The following is a 15,270-nucleotide window of genomic DNA, read 5'->3' as shown; positions in this document are numbered from 1 at the left end:
AGAATAGACCAAGTCAGGATTACGGCTAGTTTATTGTCGGCTCAATCTTTCTCAATTGCCCGATCGTAAGCGGCAATTGTCACCTCTGCGCGGGCTGCGACATCTGTTGCCGTCATGCCTGGCTTGTAGAGGCTGGAGCCGAGCCCGAAGGCGGTCACCCCGCCCTTGATGTACTCGACAAAATTCTGGTCGGAGACGCCGCCGACGGCGGCGATCATCACGCCTGCCGGCAGCACGGCACGGATCGCGGCGATGCCGGCAGCGCCGAGCACGCTCGCCGGAAAGAATTTCAGGCTCGACGCGCCCGCGCGCGCCGCCAGCAGCGCCTCGGTCGGCGAGAACACGCCGGGCATGGTCACCATGCGATGCTGATGCGCGCGCGCCAGCACTTCGGTGTCGACATTGGGCGAGACCATCAGCCTGCCGCCGACATCGTTGAGACGATCGACATCTGCCGTCGTCAGCACCGTGCCGGCGCCGATCAACACGCCTGGTGGCGCCTGCTTCGCGGCAAGCGCGATCGAGCGGAATGGATCGGGTGAATTGAGGGGGATCTCGATCGCGGTCATGCCGGCCTCGACCAAGATGCCGACGATCGCTTCGGTCTCCTCAGGCTTGATACCGCGCAGGATTGCGACCAGCGGCCGCTGCATCGGCGGAAAGGGAACGCTCATCTCTCGCAGTCCTTCTACTTCGTCCAGATCGCGGCTGCCGCCATCGACAGGCCGCGGCGGACGGCTTCATCAGCATCGACCGGCTTTGCGGTTACCGAGAGCGCCTCGAATGCCAGCCGATACAGTGCTGCAAGCCGCCCCGCGGCAATCAGCTGGACGCCCGCTTGCGGCACGGTGCCGGAGAGCCCTGCCGCGAGCTCCACACCGATCAACGTGCCCGACAGCGTCTCACGTGCCGCGGCCGGCGTGCCGCCGAACAAGAGCTGTCGCGACCTTGCAGTGAACAGCAGGTTGGCGGCGAAGGCCGGAGCATCGAATGCGGCCTTTACAGCTGCCTTGAAGCTCGCGATATCTTCGGCGTCATCAGCACCTGCGACTGCGAGCGACAGGATCGTCTCGCGCGAGACAGCGCTGAACAGCTCGCCGGTCATGAAGGTGGAGAAGCGCTCGACCGTGCCGTCTTTCACCCGCACCCATTTCGAATGCGTGCCGGGCATGCAGACCAGCGCCTCGCCCGCGGCATCGAGGCCGAGCGCGCCGAGCAACTGCGTCTCCTCGCCGCGCATGACGTCCGGCGCCTTGGCATCGCGCTGGGCGATACCCGGCAGGATGCGGATGTCGCACGCTTCGCCAGGGACACGCACGGCCTGTTGCAGGACGGCGGAGAGCCGTGCCGGCGTGTCGACATAGCCGGCCTCGACCCAGCCGGTCTTGGCACCGGCCATGCCGCAGACCAGAACCGGCAGATGCGCGGGCGCTTCGACCGCGGCCAGATGCGCTTGCAGCACCGCGGGAAAGCCGGTCTTCGCCGCCGCCAGCATGCCTTCGCCGCTGCGGCGCTCGGCCAGCACCTGACCGGCGCGATCGACCAGCCAGAGCCGGAAGCTGCTGGTGCCCCAGTCCACCGCGACATAGGCGGGTTCGGTCATTTCAAGTCTCGTCCTCGTCTCATGGCCAAGACGCCGTCTCGCGACATATGAGACGATGTCCGGCAGGCTCCCGTCGAGATACCGGCTATTGCGCGGGCAAACCAGCCCTTTCTCTTGAATTTGAGGCTTCGCCGCGCTGGCACACCGCTTGCTGACACTTCGTCACTCAACTCCGTCAACGCGCGACAAGACGCGTCAACATCAGATGAGGAAACCCATGGAGATCGGCTATTTCACGATGCCCTCGCATCCGCCGGAGTGCGGCCTCAAGGAAGGCAACGACTGGGACCTGCAGGTCATGCGCTGGCTCGACGAGCTTGGCTACCAGGAGGCCTGGGTCGGCGAGCACCACACCGCGCCTTGGGAACCCAATCCCACGCCGGACCTCTTGATCGCGCAGGCCTTGATGCAAACCAAGAAGCTTCGCATCGGACCGGGCGGCTTCCTGTTGCCCTATCACCACCCGGCCGAGCTCGCCAACCGCGTCGCCATGCTCGACCATCTCTCCGAAGGCCGGCTCAATTTCGGCGTGGCGGCGAGCGGGCTGCCGAGCGACTGGGCGATGTTCAACGTCGACGGCATGAGCGGACAGAACCGCGACATGACGCGCGAGGCGCTCGAGATCATCCTGAAACTGTGGACCGAGCCGGCGCCCTTCACCCACAAGGGCAAGTACTGGACGGTGACCAAGCCGGACACGATGTTCGACTTCCTCAAGCCCCATATCAAGCCGCTGCAGGCGCCGCATCCGCCGATCGGCGTTGCGGGCCTTTCCAAGAACTCGGATACGCTGAAGCTTGCCGGCGAGCGCGGCTTCATCCCGATGAGCCTCAACCTCAACCCGGCCTATGTCTCGAGCCATTGGGACTCGGTCGAGATCGGGGCCGCCAAGACCGGCCGCAAGCCGAACCGGCAGGACTGGCGTCTGGTGCGCGAGGTGTTCGTCGCCGACACCGACGAGGAAGCGTGGAAGCTCTCGACTGGCGACATGATGGGCCGGATGATGAGCGAGTACTTCCTGCCGCTGCTCGGCCATTTCGGCTTCAAGGATTATCTGAAGCACGCCCCTGACGTGCCCGACAGCGACGTCACGGTCGAATATTGCGCCAAGCGGAACTGGATCGTCGGCTCGCCCGCGACGGTCGCCGAGAAGATCGAGAAGATCTACGACGAGGTCGGCGGCTTCGGCGTGCTGCTCGTGTTCGGCTTCGACTACAAGCACAAGGCCGAGGCCTGGCACCACTCGCTCGCGCTGCTGAAGAACGAGGTGATGCCGCGCCTTGGGCATCTCGGCTCCGCGAAGAAGGCGGCTTGACGCAAGCATGATCCGGAAAAGTGCATAGCGGTTTTCCGAAGAGATCATGCTAGACTCTTGGCGCCGGGTGCGGCGCGATCGTGCCGCACCCGCTTCTATTCTGGGAGATTTCCGCGTGACGGTGGACGCGAAGGACTTCAAGCAGGCGATGCGCCAATGTGCCGGTGCGGTAGCGCTGGTCACGGTGGGCGCCGAGCACGGCAAGCGCACGGGGCTGACGGTGACCTCGGCCTGCTCGTTGTCGGACAAGCCGCCCTCGCTGATCGTCTGCGTCAACCGCAACGCCAGCGCCCATGCCCGCATCCGGGAGGAAGGTGCCTTCGCCATCAACTTCCTGCACGAGGATCACGCGCTGCTCGCCCTCACCTTCAGCGGCCAGAAGGGCGTCGACGGCGACGATCGCTTCGCCTTCGGGCAATGGACGCGTGGCGTGACCGGCGCACCGGTGCTGGCGGACGCGGTGGCCGCGTTCGACTGCGTGCTGGCGCAGGAGTTCGAGACGACGACGCATTCGATCTTCGTCGGCGAGGTCCGCAGCGCTTCGCATTCCGCTGCGGCCACGCCGCTGGTGTACCTGCGCAGCAATTTCCACACGCCACGAGAACTCCGCGAGAACGTGACGATCGGCGATCTCGACGCACGACATCTGAGCTGGACGGATTTTTCGTAGGACGAGTGCTCGCTTTCTTCCTTCTCCCCTTGTGGGAGAAGGTGGCGCGAAGCGCCGGATGAGGGGTATCTCTCTGCAAACTCACCAGAGTCATACGCGGAGAGAGACCCCTCACCCGTCTCGCCGCGGCGCGGCGAGCCACCCTCTCCCACCAGGGGAGAGGGGAAGAAAGAGCTACTGCGTCGTCTCGATCTTCAGCTGCTTGATCTTGCGATAGAGCGTCGCGCGGCTGAGCTTCAGCGCGCGCGCGGCTTCCGTCACGCGGCCACCATGCTGACGTAGCGCCGCGACGATCGTCGCGCGCTCGGCTGCTTCGAGATCAGGCTCGGTCCGTCCACCAAACGGTGGCAGATCGAGGTCGGCATCGGTGATGATGCCATCTTCCGCCGTGCACCCGGCGAGCCGCAGCACGTGGCGGAGCTGGCGCATGTTGCCGGGGAACGGGTAGGCCGCGAGCTGCGACCATGCCTCCTCCGAGAGCCGGCAGCTCGGCGCCTCCTCGCGCGCGATCTGGCGAATGATGTCGGCGCGGTCGGCGCGCTCACGCAAGGCCGGCAAGTGCACCTCGATGCCGCGCAGGCGAAAATAGAGGTCGGCGCGGAAGGCTCCCGCTTCCGCCATGCGGCCGAGATCGCGATGCGTGGCGCTGATCAGGCGAATATCGACGGCGACCGGCTTGAGCGCGCCGAGCGGCCAGACCTCGCGGTTTTCGAGAACGCGCAACAGGCGCGTCTGCAAGCCGATCGGCATGTCGCCGATCTCGTCGAGGAACAGCGTGCCGCCGTCGGCCTGCACGATCAGGCCCTTCGAGCCCTCGCGCCGCGCGCCGGTGAAGGCACCGGCCTCGTAGCCGAACAGCTCGGCGTCGATCAGGCTCTCGGGCATCGCCGCGCAATTGAGCGCGACATAATTGTTGCGCGCGCGGTTGCTCGCACCGTGAACAGCCCGCGCGAACACGTCCTTGCCGACGCCGGTCTCGCCATGCAGCAGCACCGGCAGATTGTGGTCGCCGATGCTTCGGAGCCGCTTGACGCTCCGGATCAGGCCGGGGTCGCGGCCGGCAAGCCGATGTAAGGCGTCGAAGCGATCGACCGGCGCATCGCGGCGCGGCGCCTGCGACCTCGCGCGCAGGGGCGGAGCAACATGCCCCTGCCCCAACGGACGGCCGTCGCCATGGCGCAGCTCGACGATCTCGTCGGTGCCACGCGCAGCGTGATGATCGAACTTGAGATAGCGCGACAGGTCGATGCCGGAGGCGATCATGCCGTCGGTGAGGCCGAGCAGCGCACGCGCCGAACGGCAGGCACCGACGATGCGGCGGTCGTCGTCATAGGCGATGAGGCCACGGCCGCCATCACCGGGCACGGTGGCGATCCAGGCATTGCGGAAATGCCCGCGGAAGATCGCACCCTCCATCCGCCGCGTCGCCTCCATTGTCACCGCGAGCGCAAGCTGATGCGCGGCGCGCTCCAGATCCTCGCGGCAGGAGGTGATGTTGACGGCACCGGCGAGCCGGCCGGCCTGGTCGAACAGCGGCGCCACCGCGCAGGAGAACATGTGCCATTGCGCGCGAAAATGCTCGTCGCGATGCACCAGGATCGGCTTCTGCTCGGCCAGCGCGGTGCCGAGCCCATTGGTGCCCTCGCAAGCCTCGGCGAAGTTCGAGCCGGTGTAGATCTTCCAATCCAGAAACATCCTTGCATCGGCTTCGCCCGGCAGACGGCTGAACAGCATGGTCGCGTTGACATCGGCGAGATTGACGCAGTAGCCGGCGTCGCGCAGCACACGGGCGAGATCGTCGAGCTCGGGCGTGACGAGCCGGATCGTCTCCTCCATCGGCTCGGCGACATGGCGGATTTCGGCTTCGGTGAGCGTCTGCGGTGGGCCCTGGCGGGCGGGATCGAGCTTGTGGTTGACGAGGCAGCGCCGCCAGGAACTCGCAATCCGCGAAGAGGCATCGACGTCGGCCACATGATTGGCGACGGACAAGACACGGGCGACATGGTTCGAGGCCGAGAGGCTGGCCATCGCGGACGTCTCCACCCTGTATTATTATGCAAAGTCTGGCAGCACAGGCGGGGATGTCAATCGGGAACCGGGAAAGCAGCTAATGCTGCACCGCCCTCACCACGTGTCGATGCACGGCCGCTTCTTCGCCGTCCTCGGCTCGGGCTTCGGCACCGTGCGCAAGCCCGCCATGATCCAGCGCCGCGTCTCGGCCGGGTCGATGACGTTGTCGATCTCGAACACGGAGGCGATCGAGACCGCCTTGCCGTTGGCATAGAGCTCGGCGACCTTGTTGCGGTAATAGGTCTCGCGCTCCTCGGGATCGGCGATCGCCTCCATCTCCTTGCGGAAGCCGAGGCGGACGTAGCCCTCCAGGCCCATGCCGCCGAACTCCCCGGTCGGCCAGGCCGCGGTGAAGAACGAGGCGTGGAAGCCGCCGCCGATCATCGATTGTGCGCCGAGACCATAGCCCTTGCGCAGCACGATGCCGAACAGCGGCACGGTGAGGCTGGCGCCGGTCACGAACATGCGTGAGACGTGGCGCACGATCGCGGTCTTCTCCGCCTCGGGGCCGACCATGAAGCCGGGCGTGTCGCACAGCGAGACAACAGGCAGATCGAAGGCGTCGCAGAGCTGGAGGAAACGCGCAGCCTTGTCGCCGGCATCGGCATCGATTGCGCCGCCGAGATGGCGCGGATTGTTGGCAATCAGGCCGAACGGCTTGCCTTCGATTCGGATCAGTGCGGTGATCATGCCGACGCCGTAGTCGCGGCGCAGCTCCAGCACGGAATCCTTGTCAGCGACGAGGTCGATCACGCTGCGGATGTCATAGACGCGCAGGCGGTTCTCGGGGATGGCGCGGCGGAGCAGGCGCTGGTCAGCAGCCTCCCAATCCGCCACCGCACCCTGGAAATAGGACAGATATTTTTGCGCGACGCGGGTCGCTTCCTCCTCGTCCTCGACCAGGATGTCGATGACGCCGTTCGGCGACTGGAATGATACAGGGCCGACCTCAGCCGGATGATAGACGCCGAGGCCGCCGCCCTCGATCATGGCAGGACCGCCCATGCCGATCGAAGCGTTCTTGGTGGCGATGATGACATCGCAGCAACCGAGCATCGCGGCGTTGCCGGCGAAGCAATAGCCGGAAACAACGCCGACGACAGGCACAAGGCCCGAGAGCCGCGCGAACTGCACGAAGGACGGCCCGTCGAGGCCGGTCATGCCGAGCCGGTCGGTGTCGCCGGGCCGGCCGCCGCCGCCTTCGGCATAGAACACCAGCGGCACGCGCCAGTCTTCCGCCAGCGTCAGCATGCGATCGATCTTCTTGTGGTTCATGTGGCCCTGCGTGCCCGCGAGCACGGTGTAGTCGTAGGCCACGACGATGCAGCGCGCGCCTTCTGGCCCGAACTTCTCGGCATTGACAGTGGCGACGCCCATGACGAGGCCGTCCGCCGGCGTGTTCTTGATGAGATCGTCGAGCTTGCGCCGGCGGCGCTGCGCCGCGATCGCAAGGCTGCCGTACTCCATGAACGAGCCGTCGTCGACGAGCTGGGCGACGTTCTCGCGAGCGGTGCGCTGGTTGGTGTTGCGGCGGCGCTCGACCGCAGCGGGGCGGTTCTCGTCAAGCGTGTTGGCCTGGCGGGCGATCAGCTCGGCAAGATCGGGACGGATATGGTCGAGATCGATGTCGGCTTCCGCCGCCGCGCTGTCGGCGGCGACGTCGAGCGGCTCGAGATAGAGGATCGGCTCGCCATGCAGCAGCGTGACGCCGTCACCTGCGACGAGTTTTGTCACCCGCCCGCCCTGCTCGGCCATGACGAGGTGCTCCATCTTCATGGACTCGATCACGGCGAGTTGCTGGCCGGGGCGGACGATCTCGCCTTTCTTCACCTGGATGGCGACGATGGTTCCCTGCAAGGGCGCCGCGACCATCACCGTGCCTTCGGGTACGGCTGGCGCGACATGCACCTCCGCGCTGTGACCGGCGCCACGCTCGGCCGCGGCGAAGTAAAGCGGCTTGGCGGCACCATCCGATGCTTCCACGAGCCTGGCAATGTTGCGGTCGATGAAATCAGTCGCGATGCGGTTGGTCCTGAAATCGGGATGTGCGAGCACCGCCTGAAGAAACGCGATGTTGGTGACGACACCATCGATCCGGAACTCGCGTAGCGCACGCGAGGCTTTCGCGACGACGTCATGCCAGGCCTCGCTCGGCGTGTGCACGATCACCTTGGCAAGCAGCGAATCGAAGGCCGCGCTGGTCTTGTAGCCGGCATAGCCGAAACTATCGACGCGCACGCCGGGGCCCGACGGCGGCTCGAATACCGCGAGCACACCGCCGGTCGGATGGGTGGCGCCTGACACGTCCAGCGTCTCCATGTTGACGCGCAGCTGCATGGCATGGCCGCGCGGCTTCGGGATCGATGCCTGCGCAAGACCGAGCGAGCTCAATGTGCTGCCTGCGGCGACCGCGAGCTGGGCGCGGACGAGATCGACGCCGAGCACCTCTTCGGTCACGGTGTGTTCGACCTGGAGACGCGGGTTGGCCTCGATGAAGGCGAAGCTGTCCTCGGCGGTTCCGTCGACCAGAAACTCGAACGTGCCGAGATTGTCGTAAGACGCGGCGCCCGCCAGCTGCTTTGCCGCTTCGATGATGCGGCCGCGCAGGGCATCGCTCAATGACGGGCTCGGCGCCACCTCGATCAGCTTCTGGTGCCGGCGCTGGATGGTGCATTCGCGTTCCCAGAGATGGGAGATCGCACCATGGCGGTCGCCGATGATCTGGACCTCGATGTGGCGCGCCTGCCGGATCAGCCGCTCGGCATAGACGCCCTCGAAGCCGAACGCCGCCTTGGCCTCGGATTGGCAGCGCGCATAGGCTTCCGAAAGATCGGACGCGTTCTCCACCACGCGCATGCCGCGGCCGCCACCGCCCGCCATCGCTTTGATCACGATCGCAGCATTGCTGCCGAGCGAGGTGAAGAATGCCGTGATCTCCTCGAGGCTGGACGGCCCGCTGGTGCCGGCAATGATCGGCACGCCGCAGCGTTTGGCCAGCTGACGTGCCGCAACCTTGTCGCCGAACAGCTCGAGCGCAGCCGGTTTCGGCCCGACGAAGGTGATTCCGGCGTCGGCGCAGGCTTTCGCGAAAGCCGCGTTCTCGCTGAGGAAGCCGTAGCCGGGATGCACGGCATCGCAAGCTGCGCTCTTGGCCGCCTTCACCACGGCCTCGATTTCGAGATAGGCCCGTGCGCCGCGACCGGGGATCTCGATCGCCTCGTCCGCAACGCGCCCGTGCAGCGACAACGCATCGTCGGCAGGATGGATCGCGACCGTTGCAATGCCGGCATCGGCCGCCGCGCGTGCGATGCGGATGGCGATCTCGCCGCGATTGGCGATCAGGAGCTTCTTGAACGACATCGTCTCTCTCACTGGACGGCAGGAGGATTTGGATTGAGGTCCTGCTTCCTGACCTTGCCCGTTGCCGTCAGCGGCAGCGCATCGATAAGGCGGACTTCCGGAACCTTGTAGACGGCCATGCGCTCGGCGCACCAGGCGCGCAGTTCCTGTTCTGAGACCGTGCCGATCGCTTCCGGCTTGAGCTGGATGTAAGCGACCGGCACCTGGCCCTTGTCCGGATCATCACGGCCGACCACGCCCGAGCCCAGCACCTTCGGATGCTGCCCCAGCAACGCCTCGATCTCCGGCGGAAACACGCTCATGCCCTTGACCTTCAGCATCTCCTTGCGCCGGCCGAGGAAGTGCAGAAAGCCGTCCTTGTCGATGGTGCCGATATCGCCGGTGCGCAACCAGCCGTCGACGAGCGATTCCGCCGTCGCCTCGGGCTTGTTCCAGTAGCCCTTGAGCAGCGACGGCGTACGCACGCGGATCTCGCCTTCGGCTCCCAGCGGCAACAGCGCACCGGTCTCGAAATCGGTGATCTTGAACTCGGCGCCGGGGACCGGCAGGCCGACGAAGATCGGCTGGCTGTTGAGGTCGAAATCCCCGTCCTGAAAGCCAGCGGTGAAAGTATTGGAGGTGTGGGTCTCGGTCATGCCCCAGGCCGCCTCCATCAGGATCGTGCCGGTGAGATCCTTCCAGCGCCTGCGATAGCCGGCGTTGAGCTTCTTGACGAAGGAGACCACGCGCACCTGTTGCAGCGACGACAGGTCGAACTCGCTCCAGCGCGGATGGTCCATCATCTCGACCGCGCTGTCGACCGGCATCGCCGTCATCGTGACCTTGTACTTGTCGATCGCCGCCATCGCGCCGACAGCGTCCCAGCGCGCGAGCAGAACCAGCGTGCCGCCCGAGAACAGCGGGAAAATCAAACCGGAATTCTCGCCCGCAATCCAGAACTCCGGAAAGAACGACAGGAACACGCTGCTCTCATCCGAGGGAAACGAGATGCCGTAATTGGCGGCGGCCGTGTAGACCATATCGCGATGGGTATGGACGCAACCCTTGGGCATGCCGGTGGTGCCGCCGGTGTAATTGAGCGCGGCGACATCATCGAGGTGAGGCGGCGGCAGCGAGGTCGGTGCGGGCAGTGCCGCGAGCGCCGGCAGGAGATCAGTTGCGCCGGAGACCGCAACGCGCGGCGTGCGGATCGAGTCCGGTGCCGGAAAGGCAGGCGACGCCGGCACGACGTCGGCGAAGCTGGTGACGATGATCTCGCGCAGTTGCACCTCGCCGCGGACCTGATCAACGATAGGCATGAGCTGGTCGAGCGCGACGATCACATCGGCCTGGGTGTCGTTGAGCTGGTAGGACAATTCGAATGCGCGCGACAGCGGGCTGATGGGGACGTGGATCGCGCCGAGCTTCAGGATACCGAAGAACACGACGTGGAATTGCGGGCAGTTCGGCAGGAAGACGGCGACGCGATCGCCCTTGCGCACGCCCTTTGCCTGCAACAGCGCCGCAAAGCGATCGCTCTTCTGATCGAGATCGGCATAGGTGGTCACATGCCCGTAGAAGATCACCGCGGGCCGCTCCGGACTCCGCTTCGCCCAGGCGCGCAGATATTCCGTCAGGGGAACTTCGCCATGCAGATAGTTCGGCGAGCGCGGCAGGCCGGTCGGCCAGGCTTTGTCCCACAGGCCGCGCAAGGTGGCGAGGTAGTCATTCTCGTCAAGGCCCGTGTTCATGACGTCCTTCCCGTGTTGCTTTTCCTTTCGCGAGGGACGCAAGGCAGCATCGCTCGACCTCGGTACACGTCGAGCACCGCAGAGTTGATGTCAAGGAAAACAGTTTGCCGCGACACGGCCGATGCCGCGGCGCGGAAAAACAGGGGGCTACGCCGCGACGAGACGAATGATCCGTCGCACGGCAGATGGAATCGGGGCGATGATTGGCGCCGCGAACATCGGCTGAAGCTCGCGCGCCGCTTCACCCAGCGGCCCACCGCCGATGATGACTGCTTCCGCTCTGTCTCGCACAATGCAGGCCTCAACCGCGCCGGCGAGCGCTGCGCGCAGCTGCGCTGGATCGCGCATCAGCTGTTGCGGATCACCATCGGCGAAGCGCGTGCCGGTGTAGCTCGCGCGCAAGCCCAGCGTATCAGGCAATGCATCGATATTCGCTTTCAGCAACGGCGTCGTGGTCGCCACGCCGAACCGGCGACCGTTCCCGGCGGCTTCCAGCATCGCGGACTCGCCGATGCCGACGGCGGGCAGCTTCATCGTCGCCTTGATCCCGGTGAGACCGGGATCACCGAATGCCGACACGATGACGCCGTCGCACTCGCCGCCACGGAGACGCGCGATCTCCTCGACCTCCAGCGCAGCCACCTCCAGCGCGTCCGCCGAGACGATCATCGTGGGCGCACGCGTTGCCGTGGCGCCGACGATATCGAAACCGTCGGCGGCAGCAGACCTGGCAATCGCCACCATCATCGTGGTGGTCGCCTCATTGCTGTTCGGATTGATCAGGAGGATGCGCGCGCGTCGATCGGAGTTTTGGCCCATCCTCCCGCTATACTAGGCCGCCCGCACGCCCGCAACGAAGGCGCTGACCTCGTCCTGCAGCGATTGCAGCTTGTGCGTCAGCCGGCCGCTCGATTGCAGCACGAGGCCGGCGGCCTGTCCGGTCTCGGCGGTCGCATCGGTGACACCGGAGATGTTGTGCGAGACCTGATCGGTACCGGAGGCCGCCTCCTGCACGCTGTGCGCGATCGCCTTCGTCGCGGCGCCCTGCTCCTCGACCGCGGCGGCGATCGACGAGGAGATCTCGTTGACCTCCATGATGGTGGCGCGGATGCTCTCGATGTTGCCGACGACCTGATTGGTCTCGGCCTGGATCGCGGTGATCTGCGCGCCGATCTCGTCGGTCGCCTTCGCGGTCTGGCTCGCCAGCGACTTCACTTCGCTCGCGACCACCGCAAAGCCCTTGCCGGCCTCGCCCGCGCGCGCCGCCTCGATGGTGGCGTTGAGCGCGAGCAGATTGGTCTGCGAGGCGATCTGGTTGATGAGGTCGATGACCTCGCCGATCTTGTGCGCGGCGGCGGCAAGGCCCTGCACGGTGTCGTTGGTGCGCTGGCCGTCGGCGGCGGCCTTGTCGGCCACTGTCGCGGCCTGCGCGACGCGCTGGCTGATCTCGGCGATCGAGGCCGACAATTCGCCCGCGGCCGAGGCCACCGTCTGCACGTTGCTCGAGGCCTGTTGACACGCGGTGGCGACGAAGCTCGCACGGTCACTCGCCTTGTTCGCGGTTTCCGACATGCCCTGCGCGGCCTGCTGCATCGCGCGGGCCTCGTCGAAGACGTCGCGAACGAAGGCCTGGACGCTCGCCTCGAACTTGCCGGCGAGATCGGTCATGGTCTTGCGCTTCTCCTCGTCGGCCTTCTGCTTCAGCTCCTGCTGCTCGGCATGCATCCGGCTCACCGCCGATGCATTGTCCTTGAACACGGCGAGCGCCTTGGCGAGGCCGCCGACCTCGTCGCGGCGGTCGGTGTAGGGCACGTCGAAGGCGCTGTCGCCGGCGGCAAGGCGCTCGGTCAGCGCGGTGATCCGGGCCAGCGGCCGGGTGACGCTGCGGCCGATCAGGAAGGAGGCGCCGAGCACCACGACCAGCACAGCGAGACAAATATAGGCGAAGGTCATCGCGTTCTGGCGGAAGGCGGCATCGACATCGTCCAGATAGATGCCGGTGCCGATGATCCAGCCCCAGGGCGCAAAGCCCTTCACATAGGAGATTTTCCCGACCGGCTGGTCGAAGCCGGGCTTCGGCCAGAGGTAGCCGTAGAAGCCCGCACCCTGCTTGTTGACGACGTCAACGAAGCCCATGAACAGCGCATTTCCGGCGGGATCCTTCATCCCGGAGAGATCCTTGCCGTCAAGCTCGGGCCTGATCGGATGCATGACCATCTTGGGGGTCATGTCGTTGATCCAGAAATACTCGACCTTGTCGTAGCGCAGACTCTTGATCTCGGCCATCGCGCCGGCCTGCGCCTGCTCGCGCGAGAGCTTTCCTTCGCTCTCGAGCTTCTGGTAGTGCGCCAGGATGCCGTAGCCAACATCGACCATCTGCTGCGTCTTGGCCTGACGGTCGGCGACCATCTGCGTGCGCAGGGTCGAGAGGGCGACCGGCGCCAACGCGATCATGCCGAGGAGGCTGATGCCGACAATCAGGACCAGCTTGAAACTGATGCGGGAGAAAATCATCGGTGCTCACAGGAATTGGAAGGGCTGATATGCCAGATTATCCCGCGTCTCTTAGCAAAGCTTTAAGCATTCGGGTTCCCGACACTCCGAAATTTTGCGGGTTACCGGCACGCTCGTATGGCCACGAGACAAGCAAGACCGACCTCACCCGAGATACGAATTCTTCCAATCTAGAACACCTCGACATCGCCTCTCCGCGCGTTGACTTGGAGAGCTCTCTGGCAGAACGATCGGCGCAGATCATCCGCGCCAGCACTGGCGTGAGCGCAGCCGGAGGCCAGAAGCACAATGCATCGATCGACATACACCAGGCCCGTCGATCTTCCCGCGCTGAGCGCAGCGGAGCGTCTCTTCATCTGGGGATTTCGGGCGAAGGCGCGTAGCGGAAGCGCCGTCCCGACGGCGGCCGATATCCAGCAGGTGTACGACCATTTTCGCGTCGGCGATGCCGTGCTGTCGCTGGATTCCATCATCGAGATCTTTGCCTGCACCGCGCATACCGCGATCGAAGTGCACTGCCCCACCTGTCCGCGCATGTCCGACAGTGAGCGCGGAATCTTGCGCGCGATTGCCGCGGCCCAGCAGGACCGCGTCGATGTCGCGCGCGAGCAGTTCGAGCGTTGGTTGCCGCCGATCGGCGCCGATTGGGCGCTCGCGCCGGTCCTGGGGCTTGCGACGATCTTCCGCATGGCCGGCCTCGTCCTGCCCGACCGGCACGTGCAGCCTATCGAGCATGACGGGATGTTGGCGATGAAGAGCTGGTTCGTGGGCAGCGCGACGTTGCATTGACGAGATCGTTCACGATGCGGGCCAGTTGCGATTCTGCGCCGACGTCGGACGCTGGTGAGCCGCTGCTCTGTCCACTCCAGGCCGCGCTTGCGACCCGGCCGGACATCGACAGCTATGATGATTTTTCCCGCCTCGCGCTGGCGCTGCTCCGCTTCATCGGAGCGGCCTATGCGACCGGCGCATCGGATTGCTGGGAAGCGGCCTATCGCTTTGCCGAGGAAGCGCCCGGCATTGCCGACAGCCCGCTGCTGGTCGCGCGCGCGGCCGCGCTCGTCAGGATCCTGCGCAGGGAGCGGCCCTGCGAGCTGTGCTTCATGCCGCCATCCTGCAGGCGCCTTTCCAAGGACGAGGCGGAATTGATGCGACTGCTGGCGGTCGCGCGCCGCAAGCCGCCGGGCGAGCTCGAATCCACCGTTGGCCAGCTCGTTGGCTCCGGCAAGGAGGATGCTGCGACACGCGCGGTCAACGCGCTCGCGCTGTGCTGACACCTATCCGCCATTCCTGCCGAGCACGAGATCGATCGTGTGCGCGGCGATCTTGCGCAATTGGGGCTCGTCCCCGAAGGCACGCTCGAGCACGGCGAGGCCGCGCGTCACGGTGACGATGTGCAGCGCCGCAGCCGCGGGATTGCCGTCGAACTCGCCCCGCGCCGCGCCAGCGGCCAATGTGTCCTGAAGCAGTGCAGTGATGCGCGAGATCAGGTTCGCAAAAACCTGGCGCGCGTTGTCGTCGAGCCCCTCGCCTTCGGCGCCGCCGAGCTCCATCAGCCCGCGCGTCGTCGGACAGCCGCGCGGCGGTGTGCCCGAGCGGAAATTGGTGATGGTCAGATCGAAGAACGCGGTGAGGCGCTTGCGCAAGGAACCTGCCCCGAGCGCCTTTTGCAGCTTGGCGAGATAATCCCCCGCGTAGCGTTCATAGGCCTGCAGGAATAGCGCCTCCTTGCTGCCGAAGGCATTGTAGAGACTCCCGCGCTGGACCGCCGCATCGCGCGCAATGTCGGACAGCGAGGTGCCGCGCACGCCCTTGCGCCAGAACTGGTCGAACGCGATGCGCAGAACCTCGTCATGATCGAACTCGCGCGGTCTCAAGCTTGGCTCCGCAAAGTATTTGACATGCCGTCAAGAACATGCTTTCTCGACATCGTGTCAAAAACTGATCGAGATTGATAGTCCGTTTTTCTCAATTGGCCGAGCCGGCGGCGTTCACATCGCCGTGTCGG

The 15,270-nt window shown here is 65.6% G+C and carries 12 protein-coding genes; 4 read left to right on the top strand and 8 right to left on the bottom strand.

The window, feature by feature from the left end; genetic code table 11:
• Window positions 1-41 precede the first annotated feature (41 nt).
• The gene (locus tag I6F24_RS17215) at window positions 42-674 is read right to left on the bottom strand and encodes a 2-dehydro-3-deoxy-6-phosphogalactonate aldolase (RefSeq protein WP_225151098.1); all 633 of its coding nucleotides are present in this window, start codon (window positions 672-674) and stop codon (window positions 42-44) included.
• Window positions 675-688: 14 nt separating this feature from the next.
• Window positions 689-1,603 (bottom strand): 2-dehydro-3-deoxygalactonokinase, encoded by a 915-nt coding sequence (locus I6F24_RS17210; RefSeq protein WP_225151096.1) that lies wholly within the window; start codon window positions 1,601-1,603, stop codon window positions 689-691.
• 217 nt (window positions 1,604-1,820) lie between these two features.
• On the opposite strand from I6F24_RS17210, the gene I6F24_RS17205 reads away from it, so the two are divergent.
• Both I6F24_RS17205 and I6F24_RS17200 read left to right on the top strand, forming a co-directional pair.
• Entirely contained in the window at window positions 1,821-2,918 is a 1,098-nt protein-coding gene (locus tag I6F24_RS17205) for an LLM class flavin-dependent oxidoreductase (RefSeq protein ID WP_225113937.1), read from the top strand.
• A 115-nt stretch (window positions 2,919-3,033) separates the two neighbouring features.
• On the top strand, window positions 3,034-3,588 hold the full coding sequence (locus I6F24_RS17200) for a flavin reductase family protein (protein WP_225113893.1): 555 nt from the start codon (window positions 3,034-3,036) through the stop codon (window positions 3,586-3,588).
• Between the two features lie 174 nt (window positions 3,589-3,762).
• Here the strand turns inward: I6F24_RS17200 and I6F24_RS17195 are convergent, their stop codons facing one another.
• From I6F24_RS17195 to I6F24_RS17175, 5 genes are all read right to left on the bottom strand, one after another.
• Complete coding sequence (locus I6F24_RS17195; protein ID WP_225151094.1) at window positions 3,763-5,616, bottom strand: sigma-54-dependent Fis family transcriptional regulator; 1,854 nt, start codon at window positions 5,614-5,616, stop codon at window positions 3,763-3,765.
• A gap of 96 nt (window positions 5,617-5,712) precedes the next feature.
• Window positions 5,713-9,018, bottom strand: a complete 3,306-nt coding sequence (locus tag I6F24_RS17190) for a carboxyl transferase domain-containing protein (protein ID WP_225156442.1) — start codon at window positions 9,016-9,018, stop codon at window positions 5,713-5,715.
• Between the two features lie 8 nt (window positions 9,019-9,026).
• On the bottom strand, window positions 9,027-10,748 hold the full coding sequence (locus I6F24_RS17185; RefSeq protein ID WP_225151090.1) for an AMP-binding protein: 1,722 nt from the start codon (window positions 10,746-10,748) through the stop codon (window positions 9,027-9,029).
• A gap of 147 nt (window positions 10,749-10,895) precedes the next feature.
• Complete coding sequence (locus I6F24_RS17180) at window positions 10,896-11,567, bottom strand: aspartate/glutamate racemase family protein (RefSeq protein WP_225151088.1); 672 nt, start codon at window positions 11,565-11,567, stop codon at window positions 10,896-10,898.
• A gap of 12 nt (window positions 11,568-11,579) precedes the next feature.
• Window positions 11,580-13,262: a cache domain-containing protein gene (locus I6F24_RS17175; RefSeq protein WP_225151086.1), complete on the bottom strand. Its 1,683-nt coding sequence runs from the start codon at window positions 13,260-13,262 to the stop codon at window positions 11,580-11,582.
• 288 nt (window positions 13,263-13,550) lie between these two features.
• Between I6F24_RS17175 and I6F24_RS17170 the strand changes: the two genes are divergently transcribed.
• Window positions 13,551-14,051 (top strand): hypothetical protein, encoded by a 501-nt coding sequence (locus I6F24_RS17170; RefSeq protein ID WP_225144253.1) that lies wholly within the window; start codon window positions 13,551-13,553, stop codon window positions 14,049-14,051.
• A 14-nt stretch (window positions 14,052-14,065) separates the two neighbouring features.
• Window positions 14,066-14,536 (top strand): hypothetical protein, encoded by a 471-nt coding sequence (locus tag I6F24_RS17165; RefSeq protein ID WP_225151084.1) that lies wholly within the window; start codon window positions 14,066-14,068, stop codon window positions 14,534-14,536.
• 3 nt (window positions 14,537-14,539) lie between these two features.
• On the opposite strand, the gene I6F24_RS17160 is transcribed toward I6F24_RS17165, so the two are convergent.
• Window positions 14,540-15,139: a TetR/AcrR family transcriptional regulator gene (locus I6F24_RS17160; RefSeq protein ID WP_225151082.1), complete on the bottom strand. Its 600-nt coding sequence runs from the start codon at window positions 15,137-15,139 to the stop codon at window positions 14,540-14,542.
• Window positions 15,140-15,270: the final 131 nt, after the last annotated feature.

Origin of the sequence: Bradyrhizobium sp. BRP23, assembly GCF_020194135.1 — a bacterium.
Taxonomy (GTDB): domain Bacteria; phylum Pseudomonadota; class Alphaproteobacteria; order Rhizobiales; family Xanthobacteraceae; genus Bradyrhizobium; species Bradyrhizobium yuanmingense.
Note: the sequence above shows the minus strand (reverse complement) of the source record. Positions and strands in the feature narration are given on the sequence as shown.

Excerpts from the sequence above, each read along its gene's own strand:
- I6F24_RS17215 (WP_225151098.1), bottom strand. The coding sequence starts at position 674 with ATGAGCGTTCCCTTTCCGCCGATGCAGCGGCCGCTGGTCGCAATCCTG.
- I6F24_RS17190 (WP_225156442.1), bottom strand. The coding sequence starts at position 9,018 with ATGTCGTTCAAGAAGCTCCTGATCGCCAATCGCGGCGAGATCGCCATC.
- I6F24_RS17205 (WP_225113937.1), top strand. The coding sequence starts at position 1,821 with ATGGAGATCGGCTATTTCACGATGCCCTCGCATCCGCCGGAGTGCGGC.
- I6F24_RS17210 (WP_225151096.1), bottom strand. The coding sequence starts at position 1,603 with ATGACCGAACCCGCCTATGTCGCGGTGGACTGGGGCACCAGCAGCTTC.
- I6F24_RS17175 (WP_225151086.1), bottom strand. The coding sequence starts at position 13,262 with ATGATTTTCTCCCGCATCAGTTTCAAGCTGGTCCTGATTGTCGGCATC.
- I6F24_RS17195 (WP_225151094.1), bottom strand. The coding sequence starts at position 5,616 with ATGGCCAGCCTCTCGGCCTCGAACCATGTCGCCCGTGTCTTGTCCGTC.
- I6F24_RS17180 (WP_225151088.1), bottom strand. The coding sequence starts at position 11,567 with ATGGGCCAAAACTCCGATCGACGCGCGCGCATCCTCCTGATCAATCCG.
- I6F24_RS17185 (WP_225151090.1), bottom strand. The coding sequence starts at position 10,748 with ATGAACACGGGCCTTGACGAGAATGACTACCTCGCCACCTTGCGCGGC.
- I6F24_RS17170 (WP_225144253.1), top strand. The coding sequence starts at position 13,551 with ATGCATCGATCGACATACACCAGGCCCGTCGATCTTCCCGCGCTGAGC.
- I6F24_RS17165 (WP_225151084.1), top strand. The coding sequence starts at position 14,066 with ATGCGGGCCAGTTGCGATTCTGCGCCGACGTCGGACGCTGGTGAGCCG.